A 19,476-nucleotide genomic window follows, 5' to 3' on the forward strand; every position below is an offset into this window, starting at 1 on the left:
TACCGAAGAAAAACAGACAAGCTGAATCCAACTTGTCTGCACTAGAATGATTATTTACAAAATGGCTAAGATAATGAAGTTCAGAATGAACAGAGCTGTTGCTCCCCAAAGAATTGGGTGAATTTCTTTTGTCTTGCCAGTTGATACTTTGACCAAGCAATAGAAGATAAAGGCTGCTGCAATGCCGTATGAAATGGAGAAGCAAAGTGCCATAAAGAAGGCGGCAAAGAAAGCAGGTAGGGCATCTTCAAAGTTACTCCAATCCACATCAAGGAAAGAAGACACCATCATCACCCCAACGATGATAAGTGCTGGAGCTGTCGCCGCTGCTGGGACAATCCCTACAAATGGCAAGATTAAAATAGAAAGTAAGAACATGACAGCTGTTGTCACTGCCGTCAAACCAGTCCGGCCACCTGCTGAAATACCTGCAGCAGACTCCACATAGGTTGTTGTATTTGAAGTTCCGAAAATCGCACCGATAGAGGTACCAATGGCATCCGCAAAGAGGGCCTTATCCATTTTTGAGTTGAAACCTTTTCCGTTTTCAAGAGCGGCTTCATCTTCTGCTGAGAAAATACCTGTCTTGCGACCAGTTCCGATAAAGGTTCCAAGCGTGTCAAATGTATCAGACAAACTGAAAGCGAAAATTGTCATAAGGACCAATGGCAAGCGTTCTGTATTGCTAAAGAGAGAAGCCATGCCTCCAAAAGCTGCAAGGAAGGTGGTCCCCAATTCCGAAAAAGCACTACCGATATGATTTTCTGCAAAGTTAATAGAAGAAATATCGACTACACCGATTGGAATTCCCGCAAGAGTAGTTGCAATAATCCCAATGAGAATGCCCCCACGAACATTTTTAATGACTAGGATAGCTGTTAAAATCAAGCCAAAAACGGTTAAGAGAACACTAGGATTTGTAAAGGTTGAAATCGCTGGGACAACTCCACCACCTGCAAAAACAGAAAAGACACCATTTGAGAAAGTATCTGCTGTTGCATCAGCAGGAGCCACACCATTGACTGTGATAATATCAGAACCTGATGTTAAAAATGTGATAAGATTTGAATTTTTGAAACCAAGATAGGCAACGAAAACGCCAATACCTCCACCAATCGCATGTTGTAAGCTAACTGGAATCGCCTTGATAATACTCTTACGTACCTTCGTAACCGTGATAAAGATGTTAAACAAGCCACAGAGGAAAACCATGGCAAGAGCCTCCTGCCACGTAAAGCCAAGACCGATAACAACGGTATAAGTAAAGAAGGCATTCAAGCCCATCCCTGGTGCTAGCGCATATGGAACATTAGCAAATAAGCCCATGATTAAGGTAGATACCGCACTGGCAATAATAGTTGCCAAGAACACTGCTTGAGAAGGCATTCCTGCTACACTCAGCACACTTGGATTGACAAACAAGATATAGGACATGGCAAAGAAGGTCGTCATACCTGCCATGATTTCTGTTGAAACTGTCGTTCCATTTTCTTTTAGACCAAAATAGTTATCCATTTTTCAAAAAATCTCCTTTATTTACGAACGATAAATAGATTATAACCTAAAAACAGTCGTTTTTCAAGCGAAATGTTCGTGAAATTGTTTTCTTTTTTTAAAATATCTGCTTTTTTCTAAAAAATGTTCGGTTTTTACTGTTTTTTGCTTACATAGAACGTTAAAAACAAAAATAAGATAGCTACACTTTGCCAGATGTCCTGTATTTTGCTATACTTAGAGGTATTAACTCATTGAAAGGAGTTCCTCCATGAAGAAGAAAATGATTGCTCTTGATTTAGACGGGACATTATTAAACAAAGAGAGTCAATTGAGTGACTTCACCATCGAAACCATTCGACAGGTTCAAAAAGCTGGTCACACTGTGATTATCGCAACAGGTCGTCCCTACCGCATGGCACGCCAATTTTATGAAACATTAGGACTGTCCACTCCCATGATTAACTTTAACGGCTCGCTCGTCCATCTCCCTGAACAGCGCTGGAAATGGGAGAAAAATATCCTCATCGACAAGCGCTATTTGATTGACTTTCTAAAAGAAGAAGAGCGGTTTGAAGCCGATTTTATCGCTGGAGAGTACAAAAATGCGTTTTTTATCACCCAAAATTATTTAGATAGCTTTAATCCTGCTCTTTTAGGGGTCGAGCAAATTACCCCTGATACCTTGATGAAGCCAGAGCGTATCACAACAGATCCTCACTCCATCTTGATGCAGACACGAGCAACAGATAAATACGCCCTAGCCGATGAAATCAACCATTATTTCAATAATGAGCTGGAAATCAATACTTGGGGTGGTCCTCTCAATATCCTTGAGACCTGTGCAAAAGGCGTTACCAAAGCCTCTGCCTTGTCCTATCTCCTTGATCACTACCGCATGGAGGCACAGGATCTCATTGCCTTTGGCGATGAACACAACGATGTCCAAATGCTCTCTCTAGCAGGTATTGGCTATGCCATGAAAAATGCCAGCGACACCCTTCTTCCCCACGCTGACCGTCTAACAGAGTTTAGCAATGACGAAGACGGCGTAGCAAGAGAATTACGCAAACTATTTTTAGACTAGGAAATCAATTCCCTCTTTAGGGTGTTGATTTTTTTGTACGCCGATACAATAGCATCACCGTTCGCATCTTTTGATACTCTCAATCACCTTCCTTTTTTCTAATCAGATGTCACACATCTCTGTCAACTTTTTCTTATTTTAGAGAACAAAATTCCTTTCTGTATCAGCCTTTATGCAAACCTATTTTGTAAAGGTGTGGGTTTATTTCAGAAATTTTCGAAAAAATTTACTTACAATTAGCACATATTTACTTGACAGAAAAATTGAAAACGTTTTATAATAAGATAGTTCAAAAATGTCCGCTCAAAACTAGCAACATGGAGAACGGTTGTCATTGAACAAGATTACACATTCAGAACCAATGGATAGGCGCAAGGTACTGAAAATGATCGATTTCAATGATTGGAAAATGACTTAGGAGGAAACATAATGAGTATCGGAATCATTATTGCAAGCCATGGTGAATTTGCTGCGGGTATTCATCAATCTGGTTCCATGATTTTTGGCGAACAAGAAAAAGTTCAAGTAGTAACTTTCATGCCAAACGAAGGTCCAGACGATTTATACGCTAAATTCAACAATGCTGTGGCTACTTTTGATGCGAATGACGAAATCTTGGTCCTTGCTGACCTATGGAGTGGGTCACCATTTAACCAAGCAAGCCGTGTTATGGGTGAAAACCCAGACCGCAAATTCGCTATCATTACTGGTTTGAATTTACCAATGTTAATTCAAGCCTACACAGAACGCATGATGGATGCAAATGCAGGCGTTGCTGCTGTTGCTGCAAACATCATCAAAGAATCTAAAGACGGAATCAAAGCCCTTCCAGAAGAACTAAACCCAGTAGAAGAAGCTACTGCTGCACCACAAGCCGCTGTCGCTCAAGCTGCTATCCCTGAGGGAACTGTTATCGGAGATGGGAAATTAAAAATCAACCTTGCTCGGATTGACACACGCCTCTTGCATGGTCAAGTTGCGACTGCTTGGACACCTGATTCAAAAGCAGACCGTATCATCGTTGCTTCTGACTCAGTATCCGCTGACACCCTTCGAAAAGAGTTAATCAAGCAAGCTGCACCAGGAAATGTTAAAGCAAATGTCGTCCCAATCCAGAAATTGATTGACGTTGCAAAAGATCCTCGATTTGGAAATACCCATGCCCTTATCTTGTTTGAAACACCTCAAGATGCACTTCGTGCAATCGAAGGCGGTGTGCCAATCAAGACCTTGAATGTCGGCTCAATGGCGCATTCAACTGGTAAAACCATGGTCAATAACGTTCTTTCTATGGATAAAGAAGATGTCGCAACCTTTGAAAAACTGCGCGATTTAGGTGTTGAATTTGACGTTCGTAAGGTGCCAAACGACTCGAAGAAAGACTTGTTTGACTTAATCAACAAAGCAAATGTGCCCCACTAATTTCTAATTAGAAATTGTGGTCTGATTGAGGGTTTCATTCATCGGCAAACTTGAGTTGTTCGCCTATCACACTTGAGCAAACCTAGCCAGATGAACCAAACCAATTCAGTCATACTTGGCACGATAGAGGAAGAAACAATCGTTTTCAGCCTCGTCTTATATCGTTATGAAAAGAAAGGATTTATCATGTCATTAATTTCAATGATTTTGGTCGTTTTCGTCGCTTTCCTCGCTGGTATGGAAGGTATCCTCGACCAATTCCAATTTCACCAACCAATCGTTGCTTGTACCCTTATCGGTCTTGTAACAGGTAACCTTGCAGCAGGTGTTGCGCTTGGTGGTGCCCTTCAACTGGTGGCCCTCGGTTGGGCAAATATCGGGGCTGCGGTTGCACCAGACGCTGCCCTTGCTTCTGTTGCTGCTGCAATCATCCTTGTAAAAGGTGGCGACTTCTCACAAGGAGCTATCAGTGTCGCTCAAGGGATTGCGATTCCTCTTGCAATTGCTGGACTTTTCCTTACCATGCTCGTTCGTACTGCTTCTGTCGCTCTTGTGCACGGAGCTGATGCGGCTGCTGAAAAAGGAAACTTTGCTGCTCTTGAGCGCTACCACCTAGTCGCTCTTTCACTTCAAGGGCTTCGTATTGCGATTCCTGCTGCCCTTCTTCTTGCGATTCCTGCTGAGTCAGTAAAAGCAATGCTTGACCTCATGCCAGAATGGCTCAAAGGAGGAATGCAAGTCGGTGGTGGTATGGTGGTAGCCGTTGGTTTTGCCATGGTTATTAACATGATGGCAACCCGCGAAGTATGGCCATTCTTTGCCATTGGTTTCGTACTTGCTGCTGTCACTCAAATCACCCTTATCGGTTTTGGTGCTCTCGGTGTGTCAATCGCCCTTATCTACCTTCACCTTTCAAAAACTGGTGGAAATGGTGGCGGAGGAGCTACCTCTAACGACCCAATCGGCGATATCCTAGAAGACTACTAAGAAGGGAGATTTACAATGTCAGAAAAATTACAACTTTCCGTAAACGACCGTAAAAAAGTATGGTGGCGTTCTCAATTTCTTCAAGCTTCTTGGAACTACGAGCGTATGCAAAACTTGGGTTGGGCTTACTCTTTAGTCCCTGCCCTTAAAAAACTCTACACTAATAAAGAAGATCAAGCCGCAGCTCTCAAACGCCACATGGAATTCTTCAATACACATCCATACGTAGCTGCTCCTATCATCGGGGTAACACTTGCCCTTGAAGAAGAACGTGCAAATGGGGCAGAAATCGATGACGCTGCTATCCAAGGGGTAAAAATCGGTATGATGGGGCCTCTTGCTGGTATCGGTGATCCAGTATTCTGGTTTACTGTTCGTCCAATCCTTGGTTCTCTTGGTGCCTCTCTTGCCCTTTCAGGAAATATCATCGGACCAATCATCTTCTTTGTTGCTTGGAACTTGATTCGTATGTCCTTCTTATGGTACACACAAGAAATCGGCTACAAAGCTGGTTCTGAAATCACCAAAGACATGTCTGGTGGTATCCTCCAAGACATCACAAAAGGTGCTTCTATCCTTGGGATGTTTATCCTTGCGGTTCTCGCACAACGTTGGGTATCTATCAACTTTACCTTCAATGTCTCTGAAGTACCGCTTGCCAAAGGAGCTTTCATTGAATGGGATAAATTGCCAGCAGGCAGCGAAGGAATTCGCCAAGCCTTTGAACAAGTTGGTCAAGGACTTTCACAAACTCCTACTAAGGTCACAACCTTCCAAGATAACTTGAATGGCTTGATTCCAGGATTCATGAACTTACTCCTTACCTTCCTATGTATGTGGTTGTTGAAGAAAAAAGTGTCTCCAATCACCATCATCATTGGCCTCTTTATCGTTGGTATCCTTGCTCGTGTAGCAGGTATCATGTAAACATGAATTCTACTAGAAGAAGGTTCCGGCCTTCTTTTAGTGTTTTTCATCCCAACTATCGACAAGATAGCAAGCAAACCTCAGAAACTGGAAATAAATCCAATCTATAAATGTGGTATAATAGAGAAAACAAGAACGATAAGGAATCATCATGGCACAATCACAAAATAAAACCGTTGAATTTCAGACAACTGGTGTCTCTTACCTCGGAATTGGAGGAAAGGTCGGCAAATTTTTAGTTGGTGACAAGGCTCTAGAATTCTACGCCGATGCCAATGTGGAAGACTATATCCAAATCCCTTGGGAAAATGTTCTACAAATTGGTGCAAATGTCTCGGGAAAAACGGTCAGTCGGCATTTCCAAGTTTTTACAGACAGTGGGAAATTCCTCTTTGCCTCCAAAGATGCTGGTAGCATTCTCAAACATGCTAGAAACCATATCGGCAATGAAAAAGTCGTCAAATTACCCACTCTTTTGCAAACAATCAGCCACTTTTTTAAAAATCTATTTGCAAAAAAGTGAAAAATCAAGTATAATAATTGCAACGGATAAGTAGTATCAGGCGTTTTTCAGAAAGTCTGCGGTCGCTGTGAGCAGATAAGCAAGGGATATGAAATTCTACCGTTTCATTTATTTTCATACAAAAACAAGTGCACTCATGTGAAGTTGGATGGAACCGTGGCTCTGTCACTCCAACACGTTCATGGGTGTATTTTTTATAGGAGGAAGAACATGTTAGATATCAAACGTATTCGTGCCGATTTTGACGGTGTCGCTGCAAAACTTGCAACCCGTGGAGTAGCAACTGAGACCCTCGCTCACATCAAGGAACTCGATGCCAAACGCCGTCAGGTCTTGGTCAAGGTCGAAGAATTAAAGGCTGAACGCAATACCGTATCCGCTGAAATTGCCCAAGCAAAACGCAACAAGGAAAATGCGGATGACAAGATTGCAGCTATGCAAACCCTCTCTGCAACGATCAAGGAGCTCGATGCTGAACTCCTTGCCATTGACGAAGAATTACAAGCCATTCTCGTCATCTTACCAAATACGCCACATGATAGCGTACCAGTTGGGGCAGACGAAGAAGAAAATGTCGAAGTGCGTCGTTGGGGGACACCGCGCGAATTCGACTTTGAACCCAAAGCGCACTGGGATCTCGGGGAGGACTTGGATATTCTTGACTGGGAACGTGGAGCCAAGGTAACCGGCGCTCGCTTCCTCTTCTACAAGAACCTCGGTGCTCGCTTGGAACGTGCCCTCTATAACTTCATGCTCGATGAGCATATTGCCGAAGGATATCAAGAAATCATCACTCCTTACATGGTCAACCACGATTCTATGTTTGGCACAGGACAATATCCAAAATTCAAGGAAGATACCTTTGAACTTGACCAAACCAACTTTGTCCTTATCCCAACAGCCGAAGTACCGCTTACCAACTACTACCGTGATGAGATTGTAGACGGCAAAGACCTGCCAATTTACTTCACTGCTATGAGCCCATCTTTCCGTTCAGAAGCTGGTTCTGCTGGTCGTGACACTCGTGGTTTGATTCGCCTGCACCAATTCCACAAGGTTGAAATGGTCAAGTTTGCCAAACCAGAAGAATCTTACGAAGAACTAGAAAAAATGACAGCCAACGCAGAAAACATCCTTCAAAAACTAGGACTGCCTTACCGCGTTCTTGCTCTTTGCACAGGCGACATGGGCTTCTCCGCTGCGAAGACCTACGATTTAGAAGTCTGGATTCCTGCTCAAAATACCTACCGTGAAATTTCTAGCTGTTCTAATACTGAAGATTTCCAAGCACGCCGTGCCCAAATCCGTTACCGTGATGAGGCAGATGGCAAGGTCAAACTCCTTCATACCTTAAATGGTTCAGGACTAGCCGTGGGGCGTACTGTCGCTGCCATTCTTGAAAACTACCAAAACGCAGACGGCTCTGTGACTATTCCAGAAGTCCTTCGTCCATACATGGGTGGCGCAGAAGTCATTGCACCAAAATAAGACTGTTTTATAGAATAGAGGAAGAACTATCCTCTAGCCCTTCCCTGACGGTTTTAATTCGCTACCTCACAATAGTCAGGCTTGAGATTCGCTATTAGCTTCAGCGGTAGCAGGTACCTATAAGGGACTTTTGCCTTAGATATACGATATATTTATCATACCTAAAAATAGGTTGAGCAGTTGCTCAACCTATTTTATTAGGCTCTATAATATCTGTAGTGGGTACGCCCGCCACAGAGATTATGGAGCCTTTTTCAGTGTAGAAAAAAAGTTCCATATGACCTATAATGAAAAGCGACAAAACTATCATTTAGAAAGACTCATATGGAACAACTAAATCTTATCACAAATTTTCTCAAAATGAAAGACAAAAATATCACTATCACTAATGAATGCGACATGGGAACACACTTAGAACTCCACGGTCACTTGGATTACACAGCCCCTAAATGCCCTTCCTGCAAGGGACAAATGGCTAAGTACGACTTCCAGAAAGCCTCTAAAATCCCCTACTTAGAAACTGCTGGCTACCCGCTACTTATCCGCCTTCGAAAGCGTCGTTTCAAGTGCAAAGACTGTGGGAAAATAGCGGTCGCTGAAACTCCTATTGTTAAGAAGAACCATCAAATCTCTGTCGCTGTCAACCAGAAAATCGCACAATTACTCATCGAAAAGCAAGCAATGACACATATCGCACACAGACTCTCCATTTCTACATCTACAGTTATTCGAAAACTCAATGAGTTTAAATTTGAAACGGATTGGGATAAGCTTCCAGAAGTCATGTCCTGGGATGAGTATGCCTTCAAGAAAGGGAAAATGAGCTTTATCGCTCAAGATTTTGACACAAATAACATCATCGCTATCCTTGATGGAAGAACGCAAGCAACCATCCGAAATCACTTTCTGAGATACCCTAGAAAGGTCAGAAACCGCGTTAAAATCATCACTATGGACATGTTTAGCCCTTACTATCAACTAGCCAAACAACTTTTTCCTCATGCTAAAATCGTGCTGGATCGCTTCCACGTTGTGCAACATCTCAGCCGTGCTATGAACCGTGTCCGTACCCAAATCATGAATGCTTTTGACCGCAAATCGCATGAATACAAGACGCTCAAACGCTACTGGAAACTGGTACAACAAGATAGCCGTAAACTCAGTGACAAGCGGTTTTATCGCCCTACTTTTCGCATGCATTTGACCAATAAGGAAATCTTAGACAAGCTCCTATCCTACTCAGATGAGTTACGACAACATTATGAACTCTATCAACTTCTTTTATTCCATTTCCAAGAGAAAAACTCAGATCATTTCTTTGACCTAATTGAGCAAGAAATAGCCACTGTTAACCCTATTTTCCAGACGGTATTTAAGACGTTTCTAAAGGATAAGGACAAGGTTTTAAACGCCTTGGAATTGCCTTATTCCAACGCTAAATTGGAAGCTACCAATAATCTTATCAAAGTCATCAAGCGTAATGCCTTTGGATTTCGGAACTTTGAAAACTTCAAAAAGCGGATTTTGATTGCCATCAATATCAAAAAAGAGAAGACCAACTTGGTCCTCTCTAGATGTTAGCTGACATCTACCCACTACAGTTGACAAAGAGCCTTTTATTATTCTAATTCTGATACTATAATAGCCGTTTTTTATGTTCCATTTCTGCCGCACCACACTTTATTCAGATGTACTGAGCAGTTATTTTCCCCGTAGTGATATTATCCGCAATAGCAATCCTGCTGTGGATGCCAAAAATGTTCATTTTGATTTTTACAGAGTACTGCTATAGTTGTTTATGATCAGTAAATTTATTTAACAGGTGAATGAAGATGACTAAATGAAAGGCTATTAGCGTTATAAAGCCTCCTATAATATTTCCCTTTTGAAAATATAAAAAGATAAATATAAAAAGATCCATTATTATTATTTCAAGCATAGAGATGATTAAAAATTTTTTCATTTTATCTCCTTTCAACATATACATATTTTTGTTTATTCTATTACAATGATAGAATGATTTTGTAAAAAAATCAAAAAAAAAGGAGGCTTTACAATGAAAAATTGTAAAAAATTATTAACCGGTTCGTTTTTAGGGATTTGTATTCTAGCGAATAGTATTTCACCTGTTACTATGGTTTATGCTAATGAAATTCCTAATGCATCATTTTCTCAAAAAGTTTCTAATGCTACTTTTTATGATGAAGTAAATAGGGTTTCCGTTGAAGTTGTAAATGCTGATGTATTACGATTAACTTATGAAGATGGAACGATAGATGTATTGGAAAAGAAGGAAGATGGAGTGTATAAAAACGGCGTATTATTTGTTGAAAATAATTCATTACCTTCTGTTAATAGTATTTTTAGAAGTTCTGGTTGGGCAGTCGTTGGAGTAACATCCGATAGAGCTGATAGAGATAGTGTGGTTCATAATGCTATAGGCGCACTTTATAGTACCGTGTTAGGTTTGGTAGGTGGGGGAGCTATTGGTTTCCTCATTGAAGCAATTCAATTAGCGACACATTCTAATCCTCCTGGAGCATATAGTAGAACAACTGTATTATATAATGCTTCTGAATTAAGATTTAAAGTTATTAATGATTATTTTAGAGATCCTTATTTCTCGCAACATGTTAAAACAACCGTTGGATATGTAACTATTCCTCAATAAAAAGATATCTAATGTAGTTAATACTTTAAGAACCTGTATGCACAATTGAAGTCCTTTTATATAAAAGATGGTTTTTCGCTAATCAAGTCAGTTTTTTGAGGGAATACTGACTGTATTTTGAAAAAACCAGCCTTAGATGGACGTGCTGAACTGTGAATACAGTTTCTATATATATTGAGACAAACGTCTAACTCCAATACTCTATAAAAAATCAAAATCTTTCCCCAGACTCTTTGTTAATATTTTCGGAAACGCTCATACCGTTCTGCGACTAATTGTTCTCTTGAACGAGATTGTAACTCCGCAAAGCTAGCAATCAACTCTTCTTTCAAGCCTTCCACAACTTCTGTTTGACTGCCTTTTTCTGAAATAACCTTGTCAATTACTCCCATTTCCAATAGTTCATAGGAGGTGATTTTCATGAGCTTGGCAGCTTCCATAGCACGACTGGCATCTTTCCATAAAATAGAGGCAAAACCTTCTGGACTAAGCACCGCATAGATGGCATTCTCTAACATCCAGACTCGGTCTGCTACTGCTAGGGCGAGTGCGCCACCTGATCCCCCCTCACCGATGATTAGAGCAATAATAGGAACCTTTAAATCACTCATTTCCATGAGATTACGAGCAATCGCCTCCCCTTGGCCACGCTCTTCCGCACCGATTCCTGGATAGGCTCCAGCCGTATTAATCAACGTCAGAATTGGCCGACAAAATTTCTCAGCCTGCTGCATCAAGCGTAGTGCCTTGCGATAACCTTCTGGATGTGGCTGACCAAAATTTCGTTTCAAATTATCTTGTAAACTCTTACCTTTTTGAATCCCTACGACTGTGACAGGCATTCCACCTAACAGCCCAAGACCACCGATGACTGCACCGTCATCGCGAAATTGGCGATCACCATGCAATTCCATAAAGTCATCTAGGAGCAGACGCGCATAGTCCAGACTGGTCAATCGAGCCTGATCACGTGCCTGCCGAATGATTTTTGCTATCTCCGTCATCTCTTTCCTCCATGCAATCGAACTAGGTAGCCAATGGTTTCCCGTAATGCTTGCCGCTTGACAATTGCATCGACAAATCCATGTTCTTGTAAAAATTCAGCCTTTTGAAAATCATCTGGTAGCTGCTCTCGAACAGTCGTTTCAATCACACGACGGCCCGCAAAGCCTACTAAGGCTTGTGGCTCAGCTAGGATAATGTCACCCTCCATAGCAAAGGAGGCGGTTACCCCACCTGTCGTTGGATCTGTCAAAATGGTCAAATAGAACAAACCTGCATTGGAATGGCGCTTAACAGCTGTAGAAATCTTTGCCATTTGCATGAGACTCATAATCCCTTCCTGCATCCGAGCACCGCCCGAAGCTGTAAAAAGGACGACCGGAAACTGTTGCTCTGTCGCATATTCAAACAAACGGGTGATTTTTTCGCCGACCACGGTCCCCATACTAGCCATGATAAAGGACGCATCCATAATACCGAGTGCTACTTCCTGACCTAAAATCTCTGCCTTTCCTGTCAATACCGCTTCATCCAAACCTGTTTTCGCACGGACTGCTGCTAACTTTTCGGTATACTGGGGGAAATTGAGAGGATTGGTCGTTTCAATACCTGTAAACAATTCTTCAAACGATCCCTCATCGATCGTTAAATTCAGACGCTCATAGGCACTAATACGAAAGGTGTAGGAACAATGCTGGCACATTTTCTCCTGACCCAACTCTTTCTGATAAATCAGACGTTTGCAGGCAGGACATTTTGAAAATAGGGCATCCGGCACTTCGGGCTTATTCTGAGAAGTTGTATTCATAAGCGATCGATTGGGATTGATGCGAATGTATTTATCCTTTTTTCTAAATAAAGCCATTGGCTCCTCCTTCTTTACTACTGATTAGCCTCACTTCTACTCGTCAAAAATCAATATCTGATGTCGTTAACCCTGCGTTTTTTAGGACACAAGCTACGCTAGTTTTATCTATCACCTTCCACAATTCTCAATTGTGGAAGCTAGTCAGATGTTAATTTTTATAGTGTATTACTCTACTACTCCACGATAACGAGGTAAAAAGTCTTCCATGAGGTAGGCGGTGTCATAATCTCCTGCTACCACACGTTTATCCGCAATCAAGTCCAATTGGAAATCTGTATTGGTCACCAGTCCATCAATCTCTAACTCATACAAGGCACGCTGCATTTTCATCAAAGCTTCAAAACGATTGCCACCATGGACAATGACCTTAGCAATCATGCTGTCGTAGTAGGGCGGAATTGTATACCCTGGATAAACCGCCGAATCCACTCGCACTCCGACACCACCACTCGGTAGGTAGAGATTAGAAATCTTCCCGGGACTTGGTGCAAAGTTAAAGGCTGGATTTTCAGCATTGATACGGCACTCAATGGCATGACCCTGAATCCTAATCTCGTCTTGAATCACACTCAGTTCTTGCCCTGCAGCAATACGAATCTGCTCCTTGACAATATCAATGCCCGTGACAAATTCTGTTACAGGATGTTCTACCTGAACACGGGTGTTCATTTCCATGAAATAAAACTGACCACTTGCTTCGTCTAGCAGAAATTCAATCGTTCCTGCATTTTCATACCCAACAGACTGGGCTGCTCGTACTGCTGCTTGGCCAATCTGTTCACGAAGGGTTTGCCCAATAGCAATGGACGGAGCTTCTTCAAGAACCTTTTGATTATTACGCTGAAGGGAGCAATCACGCTCTCCTAAATGGACAACATGACCGTATTGGTCTGCTAAAATTTGAACCTCAATATGTCTTGCTGGGTAAATGACCCGCTCAAGATACATAGCCCCATTTCCAAAAGCGGCCTTGGCTTCGCTGGAAGCAGACTCAAAAGCTGCAATCAGGTCTGCTGCTTTTTCCACCTTGCGGATTCCTTTTCCCCCACCACCAGCTGAAGCTTTTAGCATGACAGGATAACCAATTTTTTCAGCAATGGCAAGGGCTTCTTCAGCTGTAAATACTTCTCCGTCTGAACCTGGAATCACAGGGACATCTGCTTCAATCATCTTTTTTCGAGCATTAATTTTATCCCCCATGGTGTCCATGACTGCTCCAGACGGTCCGATAAATTTAATTCCTACTTCGGAACAAAGAATCGCAAAGGTAGAATTTTCACTTAAAAAACCAAATCCTGGGTGAATAGCTTGCGCCCCTGTTACGACAGCTGCAGAAATAATGGCATTCATGTTTAGATAGGAATCTCTCGAACGAGCTGGACCAATACAAATAGCTTCATCTGCTAACATCGTATGCAAAGCTTCCTTATCAGCCGTTGAATAAACTGCAACTGTTGCAATTCCCAATTCGCGTGCCGCACGAATAATCCGCACAGCAATTTCTCCACGATTGGCGATGAGTATTTTTTGAAACATGTTCTCCTCCTTCCTCTTCATACTCTATAAAAACAGCACTATTTAACTAGAGTTTGGGACAAAAGCCCCGTATCCCATTACATTTTATCGTTTTAACAGTTTGACGCGGTAATTGTCAGACTTGTAAGGGAGTTTGGAACCTCAAAAGGGTTCTCACTCTCTATTTTCCAAACTCAGACACCTACTGCAAAGGTTAGGGTTCCACTTGCTGCGAGTACACCGTCTACTTCCGCTTTGGCTTCAACAACTGCAATCGTCCCACGACGTTTGACAAAACGAGCTGTCATGATGAGCTGGTCTCCTGGCACAACTTGCTTTTTAAATTTTACCTTGTCCATACCTGCGTAAAAGACCAATTTCCCCTTGTTCTCTTCCTTAGACAGTTCCAAAACACCTGCTGTCTGCGCTAGGGCTTCCATAATCAGAACTCCTGGCATAACAGGATAGTCTGGAAAATGCCCATTAAAGAACGGTTCGTTCATGGTCACATTTTTTAGCGCTACAATTTCATCTTCTCTAACCTCCAGCACCCGATCAACTAAAAGCATCGGATAACGATGAGGAAGAGCTTCTTTTATTTCTTGTATCGTCATCATACAATCCGTACCAATCCTTGTCCAAATTCAACCACAGCTTCATTAGCAACCAAGACTTCTGCTATCACACCATCACACGGTGCAGGAATTTCATTCATCACCTTCATAGCTTCGATAATCATCACGGTTTGACCTTTTTTAACAGTATTACCTACTGAAACAAAAGCCGCCTTGTCTGGTGATGGAGATAGATAGGCTACTCCTACGAGCGGACTGTCTACAACTGTCCCTTCGCTCACGGTTTCAGGAGCCCTTTCTGCTACTCTTGCTACACTGGTTGCTTCAACTCTCGGCTCTGACATACCTTCTGCTGGGGTAGCCGACTGAATACTTGGTCCAACCGACTCAGCCTTGTGTTCATTTTTACTAAAGACGAGTTGAACACCGTTGTTTCTATAAGAAAATTCCCGTAGACTTGATTGATCAAATTGAGCCATCAAGTCCTTAATCTCAGTATTGTTCACTTAATCCTCCCAACGTTTAAAAGCAATCACGGCATTGTGGCCACCGAAACCAAAGGTATTTGAAATGGCATGGCGGATTTCCATATCACGACCTTGACCATAAATAACATCTGCTTCAATGTAATCGGACAATTCTGTCGTTCCCGCTGTCTTTGGAGCATGAGAATGGCGTATGGCCTCAATCACCGCAACCGCCTCAACGGCTCCTGCTGCTCCTAAGAGATGACCAGTGTAAGATTTGGTAGAAGAAACTGGCGTATTCGTCCCAAATACTGCTACAATCGCTTGGCTCTCTGCCTTTTCATTAACTGGAGTAGAAGTTCCATGGGCGTTGATATAATCAATATCTTTAGGTTCTAAACCTGCTTCACCAATGGCTAACTTCATCGCCTTAATGGCACCAAGTCCTTCTGGATGAGGAGAGGTCATGTGGTGGGCATCGCAGGTATTTCCATATCCTACAATTTCTGCTAGAATGGTCGCTCCACGTTTTGTGGCATGCTCCAAACTTTCCAAAACCAGGACAGCTGCACCTTCTCCCATGACAAAACCATTACGATCCTTATCAAAGGGAATAGAGGCTCTCTCTGGATCTTCCGTGGTGGAGAGGGCTGTTAAGGCTTGGAAACCGCCGATTGCGAACGGTGTAATCGCAGCTTCTGAGCCACCTGCTAACATGACATCTTGAAATCCAAATTTGATGTCACGAAAGGCCTCACCAATTGCGTCATTGGATGCAGCACAAGCGGTAATCACACATTTACAAATGCCATTTGCCCCAACCTGCATAGCAATATTGCCAGCAGCCATATTCGGAAGAGCCTTAGGAAGGACCATAGGTCGAATTCGCTTTGCGCCCTTGGTGTTCATTTTTTCAACCTGCTCTTCAATTTCCTTGATTCCACCGATACCTGTTGATAAAACAACACCAAAACGGTCGCGATTTAGGCTATCGGTATCTAAAGCAGCATGAGCAACTGCCTCGTGAGCTGCATATAAAGCATATAGAGAATACAAATCATAGCGGTTGCTATCTTTTTTGACGAAATACTTATCAAATGGAAAATCGGTCACTTCTGCAGCATTGTGGACATTGTAATCGCTCGTATCAAATTTGGTAATCGGTCCAATTCCGACTTTTCCAGACTTCAAGCTATTCCAAAATTCTTCAGGTGTGTTTCCGATTGGCGATGTTAGGCCATATCCTGTTACTACTACACGGTTTGTTGTCATGTCTTACTCCTTTATTGCATGGTTAAGCCACCATCTATGGCGAGCACTTGGCCTGTGAGGTATTCTTGGCGAGCGAGAAATACAGCAACTTCTGCTACTTCTTGTACCAACCCAAAACGTTTCATCGGAATTTGCCCTAGCATAGCTGTCTTGATCTTATCCGGTAAAACAGCTGTCATATCTGACTCGATAAAACCTGGTGCAATCGCATTGACACGGATATTGCGACCGGCAACCTCACGGGAAATCGACTTGGTCAATCCAATCACGCCTGCTTTAGAAGCTGCATAATTGGCCTGACCGGCATTCCCTGTCAACCCCACGACACTAGACAAATTGATAATTGCTCCAGCTTTCGCCTTGGTCATCGGTTTCAACACAGCCTGTGTCATATTAAAAGTCCCTGTCAGATTAACCTTAAGTACCGACTCAAAATCATCTTCTGACATCCTTAGTGCCAAGCCGTCTTTGGTAATGCCAGCATTGTTGACCAAGATATCGACAGAACCTGCATATTCAATGGCTTCTGCTACCATACGCTGTGCTTCACTAGAGTCCGCAACATTGCCCAGCACCACATGGACTTGAACACCATAAGATGCAAAACTCTCTATCACCTCTTCTGAAATACTATTGCGCCCATTTAAGATAATATTAGCTCCTTGCCTTGCAAATTCATGGGCAATACCCAGTCCAATTCCACGACTAGATCCTGTAATCAAGACATTTTTTCCCTTTACTTCCATTTTTTACTCCTCTGCCATAAATGTTGCCAGTGTAGCGAGATTTTCGACCTGATGGACACGTGCTGAGCGATCAATTTTTTTCAAGAAACCTGACAAGACTGCTCCTGGCCCAATTTCAACAAATTCTGTTACTCCAGCCGCCTGCATACAAGCAATCGAATCATAGAAACGAACGGGTTCCATCACCTGGCGCGTCAAAAGAGGAACGATTTCTTCTTTGGTCATCACCTGAGCCAGCGTATTGCCAACCAAGGGAAGGGTAAAATCATGAAAGGAAACCGTCGCCAAGGCTGTTGCTAATTGCTTTGAAGCAGGTTCTAGTAAGGCTGTGTGAAAAGGGCCTGATACATTGAGGGGGATCAAGCGCTTCACCCCTGCTTCTTTCAGCAAATCTAAAGCCCTATCGACTGCAGCAACTTCACCACCAATCACGATTTGAGCAGGTGTGTTGTAGTTAGCAGCTGCCACAATGCCATATTCTGAAGCTTTTTGACAGACTTGTTCAATTATATCTAAATCCGCATTCAGGACGGCCACCATTTTACCACTACCTGCCGGCGCAGCAGTCTCCATATATTCACCACGCTTAGCTACCAGGGCAACCGCCTCTTTAAAATCTAAGGCACCTGAAGCTACCAGGGCACTATATTCACCTAGAGAGAGACCGGCCACCATATCTGCGCTTGCTCCCTTTTCCTGCAACAAACGCCAAATAGCAACTGAAGTCGTCAAAATCGCTGGCTGAGTATAGCGAGTTTGATTCAGTTTTTCCTCATCTGAGTCAATCAAGTGCCGTAAATCATAACCAAGAACACTTCTTGCTTCATCAAAAGTTTGTCTCACAATTTCATACTGGTCATAGAGGTCACGCCCCATTCCAAGGTATTGAGCACCTTGACCAGCAAATAAATAGGCTCTTTTTGTCATCTTATTCTCCACTTGTTGCCCAACGTGTAGCCTGTTCCTTGATAACACGAGCTGCTCCGTCATAAATATCACGCACAATCTCCGCACATGACTCTTCTTTTCTAATCAAGCCAGCAATCTGTCCAGCCATGACGGAGCCATAATCCACATCACCGTCTACAACCGCATTACGCAAAGCGCCAGCTCCTAAGACTTCAATGTCTTCGCTTGTTTTTTCCCCACGTAGAAAGTCTTTTTCTGCGCTTGCATAAGCTGTTGCCAACTTATTTTTGATAGCACGTACAGGATGACCTACGACTTGAGCGGAAACAGTAGTATCAATATCTTTTGCCCTGAGAATCTTAGCCTTGAAGTTTGGATGAGCATTGGATTCTGTTGCGACAACAAAGCGTGTCCCAACTTGTACTGCCTCCGCTCCTAGCATAAAGGCCGCTGCCGCTCCAGCACCATCTGCAATTCCTCCTGCCGCAATAACAGGAATGGATACTGCCTCAACTACCTGTCGGACCAAAGTCATAGTCGTCAATTTTCCAATATGGCCACCAGCTTCCATACCTTCTGCGATGACAGCATCAACACCTAGTTTCTCCATGCGTTTTGCAAGGGCAACACTTGGAACAACTGGAATGACTGTAATTCCCGCAGCATGAAACCGCTCCATATACTTCCCTGGATTTCCAGCACCAGTCGTTACCACTTTGACACCTTCTTCAATGACTAAATCAACAATGTCTTCTACAAATGGTGATAAGAGCATGATGTTGACTCCAAATGGCTTGCCAGTTAATGATTTAACCTTGTCAATATTGGCTTTGACAACCTCTTTTGGGGCATTTCCGCCACCGATAATCCCTAGACCTCCTGCATTGGATACCGCACCAGCTAAATCCCCATCTGCGACCCAAGCCATTCCACCTTGGAAAATAGGATAATCAATACCAAGCAGTTCTGTAATTTTTGTTTGCATACCGTCCTCTTTCAATTCTTCATTTGCTTAGTTAATCATTTGAGACTCAAACAATTAACTAAACAAGGAAGTGAGTATCTTTCACTCACTACTTTTTTATAAATATTTTGACATATAGATGTTTTGAATATCAAAGTATGTACCCTAGTAAAAATGCTAGAAACTAGCATTTGACTACTCCTACTCAATCACAATCAGCACCTAAGCAGCTTTTATAATTAAGAACTGTGAAGGTTAGAAAGCGTTCTAGCAAAGCTAATCTCTGCTAGAACTGACATTCACTCAATGTTAGCGACTGATTTTTGACGAATATTATTTTGTTTGTGCTTCTACGTAAGCCACTAAATCAGCTACCGTGTTCAACCCTTCTTCTGATTCGATTTGAATATCAAATTCATCTTCGATTTCTGAAATAACTTGGAACAAGTCCAATGAATCTGCATCTAAATCTTCAAATGTTGTTGTAAGGGTCACTTCTTCTGCATCCTTACCAAGTTCTTCAACAATAATTGCTTGTACTTTTTCAAATACTGCCATG

19 protein-coding genes are annotated in these 19,476 nt (G+C 42.5%); 8 read left to right on the plus strand and 11 right to left on the minus strand.

Translation table 11 applies throughout. From position 1 onward, the window contains the following. Positions 1–54: 54 nt before the first annotated feature. Positions 55–1,515, minus strand: a complete 1,461-nt coding sequence (locus A4H00_RS01745; RefSeq protein ID WP_067086542.1) for an NCS2 family permease — start codon at positions 1,513–1,515, stop codon at positions 55–57. 250 nt (positions 1,516–1,765) lie between these two features. Here A4H00_RS01745 and A4H00_RS01750 point away from each other — a divergent pair, with 250 nt between their 5' ends. The 8 genes from A4H00_RS01750 to A4H00_RS01785 all read left to right on the plus strand — a co-directional run bounded on the left by A4H00_RS01750 (position 1,766) and on the right by A4H00_RS01785 (position 10,599). Then, a complete protein-coding gene (locus A4H00_RS01750) occupies positions 1,766–2,581 on the plus strand; it encodes a Cof-type HAD-IIB family hydrolase (protein ID WP_067086546.1) in 816 nt (271 codons plus the stop codon). Between the two features lie 429 nt (positions 2,582–3,010). Next, complete coding sequence (locus A4H00_RS01755) at positions 3,011–4,003, plus strand: PTS sugar transporter subunit IIB (protein WP_067086547.1); 993 nt, start codon at positions 3,011–3,013, stop codon at positions 4,001–4,003. Positions 4,004–4,189: 186 nt separating this feature from the next. Beyond that, positions 4,190–4,990: a PTS mannose/fructose/sorbose transporter subunit IIC gene (locus tag A4H00_RS01760; protein ID WP_067091384.1), complete on the plus strand. Its 801-nt coding sequence runs from the start codon at positions 4,190–4,192 to the stop codon at positions 4,988–4,990. 15 nt (positions 4,991–5,005) lie between these two features. Next, positions 5,006–5,917: a PTS system mannose/fructose/sorbose family transporter subunit IID gene (locus tag A4H00_RS01765; RefSeq protein WP_067086550.1), complete on the plus strand. Its 912-nt coding sequence runs from the start codon at positions 5,006–5,008 to the stop codon at positions 5,915–5,917. Between the two features lie 151 nt (positions 5,918–6,068). Continuing rightward, positions 6,069–6,440, plus strand: a complete 372-nt coding sequence (locus A4H00_RS01770; protein ID WP_067086554.1) for a DUF956 family protein — start codon at positions 6,069–6,071, stop codon at positions 6,438–6,440. A gap of 210 nt (positions 6,441–6,650) precedes the next feature. Beyond that, complete coding sequence (serS, locus tag A4H00_RS01775) at positions 6,651–7,928, plus strand: serine--tRNA ligase (RefSeq protein ID WP_067086556.1); 1,278 nt, start codon at positions 6,651–6,653, stop codon at positions 7,926–7,928. A gap of 324 nt (positions 7,929–8,252) precedes the next feature. Continuing rightward, positions 8,253–9,509: an ISL3 family transposase gene (locus A4H00_RS01780; protein ID WP_067085967.1), complete on the plus strand. Its 1,257-nt coding sequence runs from the start codon at positions 8,253–8,255 to the stop codon at positions 9,507–9,509. A gap of 475 nt (positions 9,510–9,984) precedes the next feature. Further along, on the plus strand, positions 9,985–10,599 hold the full coding sequence (locus tag A4H00_RS01785) for a hypothetical protein (protein ID WP_067086559.1): 615 nt from the start codon (positions 9,985–9,987) through the stop codon (positions 10,597–10,599). 236 nt (positions 10,600–10,835) lie between these two features. Here the strand turns inward: A4H00_RS01785 and A4H00_RS01790 are convergent, their stop codons facing one another. From A4H00_RS01790 to A4H00_RS01835, 10 genes are all read right to left on the minus strand, one after another. Continuing rightward, positions 10,836–11,603, minus strand: coding sequence for an acetyl-CoA carboxylase carboxyl transferase subunit alpha (locus A4H00_RS01790; RefSeq protein ID WP_067086562.1), 768 nt, complete (start codon positions 11,601–11,603; stop codon positions 10,836–10,838). Beyond that, positions 11,600–12,466 (minus strand): acetyl-CoA carboxylase, carboxyltransferase subunit beta, encoded by an 867-nt coding sequence (gene accD, locus A4H00_RS01795; RefSeq protein WP_067086565.1) that lies wholly within the window; start codon positions 12,464–12,466, stop codon positions 11,600–11,602. Before accD ends, A4H00_RS01790 begins: the two co-directional genes overlap by 4 nt. A 168-nt stretch (positions 12,467–12,634) precedes the next feature. Beyond that, entirely contained in the window at positions 12,635–14,005 is a 1,371-nt protein-coding gene (accC, locus tag A4H00_RS01800) for an acetyl-CoA carboxylase biotin carboxylase subunit (RefSeq protein ID WP_067086567.1), read from the minus strand. Positions 14,006–14,178: 173 nt separating this feature from the next. Further along, complete coding sequence (fabZ, locus tag A4H00_RS01805; RefSeq protein WP_067086570.1) at positions 14,179–14,601, minus strand: 3-hydroxyacyl-ACP dehydratase FabZ; 423 nt, start codon at positions 14,599–14,601, stop codon at positions 14,179–14,181. Further along, on the minus strand, positions 14,598–15,065 hold the full coding sequence (gene accB, locus A4H00_RS01810) for an acetyl-CoA carboxylase biotin carboxyl carrier protein (protein WP_067086573.1): 468 nt from the start codon (positions 15,063–15,065) through the stop codon (positions 14,598–14,600). Before accB ends, fabZ begins: the two co-directional genes overlap by 4 nt. Next, positions 15,066–16,298, minus strand: coding sequence for a beta-ketoacyl-ACP synthase II (gene fabF, locus A4H00_RS01815; protein WP_067086577.1), 1,233 nt, complete (start codon positions 16,296–16,298; stop codon positions 15,066–15,068). It lies immediately after the preceding gene. Between the two features lie 11 nt (positions 16,299–16,309). Further along, positions 16,310–17,044: a 3-oxoacyl-[acyl-carrier-protein] reductase gene (gene fabG, locus A4H00_RS01820; protein WP_067086581.1), complete on the minus strand. Its 735-nt coding sequence runs from the start codon at positions 17,042–17,044 to the stop codon at positions 16,310–16,312. Between the two features lie 3 nt (positions 17,045–17,047). Further along, complete coding sequence (gene fabD / locus A4H00_RS01825) at positions 17,048–17,971, minus strand: ACP S-malonyltransferase (RefSeq protein ID WP_067086584.1); 924 nt, start codon at positions 17,969–17,971, stop codon at positions 17,048–17,050. A 1-nt stretch (position 17,972) separates the two neighbouring features. Beyond that, positions 17,973–18,938, minus strand: a complete 966-nt coding sequence (gene fabK / locus A4H00_RS01830) for an enoyl-[acyl-carrier-protein] reductase FabK (protein ID WP_067086586.1) — start codon at positions 18,936–18,938, stop codon at positions 17,973–17,975. Between the two features lie 312 nt (positions 18,939–19,250). Beyond that, a complete protein-coding gene (locus A4H00_RS01835; protein WP_067086589.1) occupies positions 19,251–19,475 on the minus strand; it encodes an acyl carrier protein in 225 nt (74 codons plus the stop codon). Position 19,476 lies beyond the last annotated feature (1 nt).

It is taken from the genome of Streptococcus marmotae, from assembly GCF_001623565.1.
Lineage (GTDB): Bacteria > Bacillota > Bacilli > Lactobacillales > Streptococcaceae > Streptococcus > Streptococcus marmotae.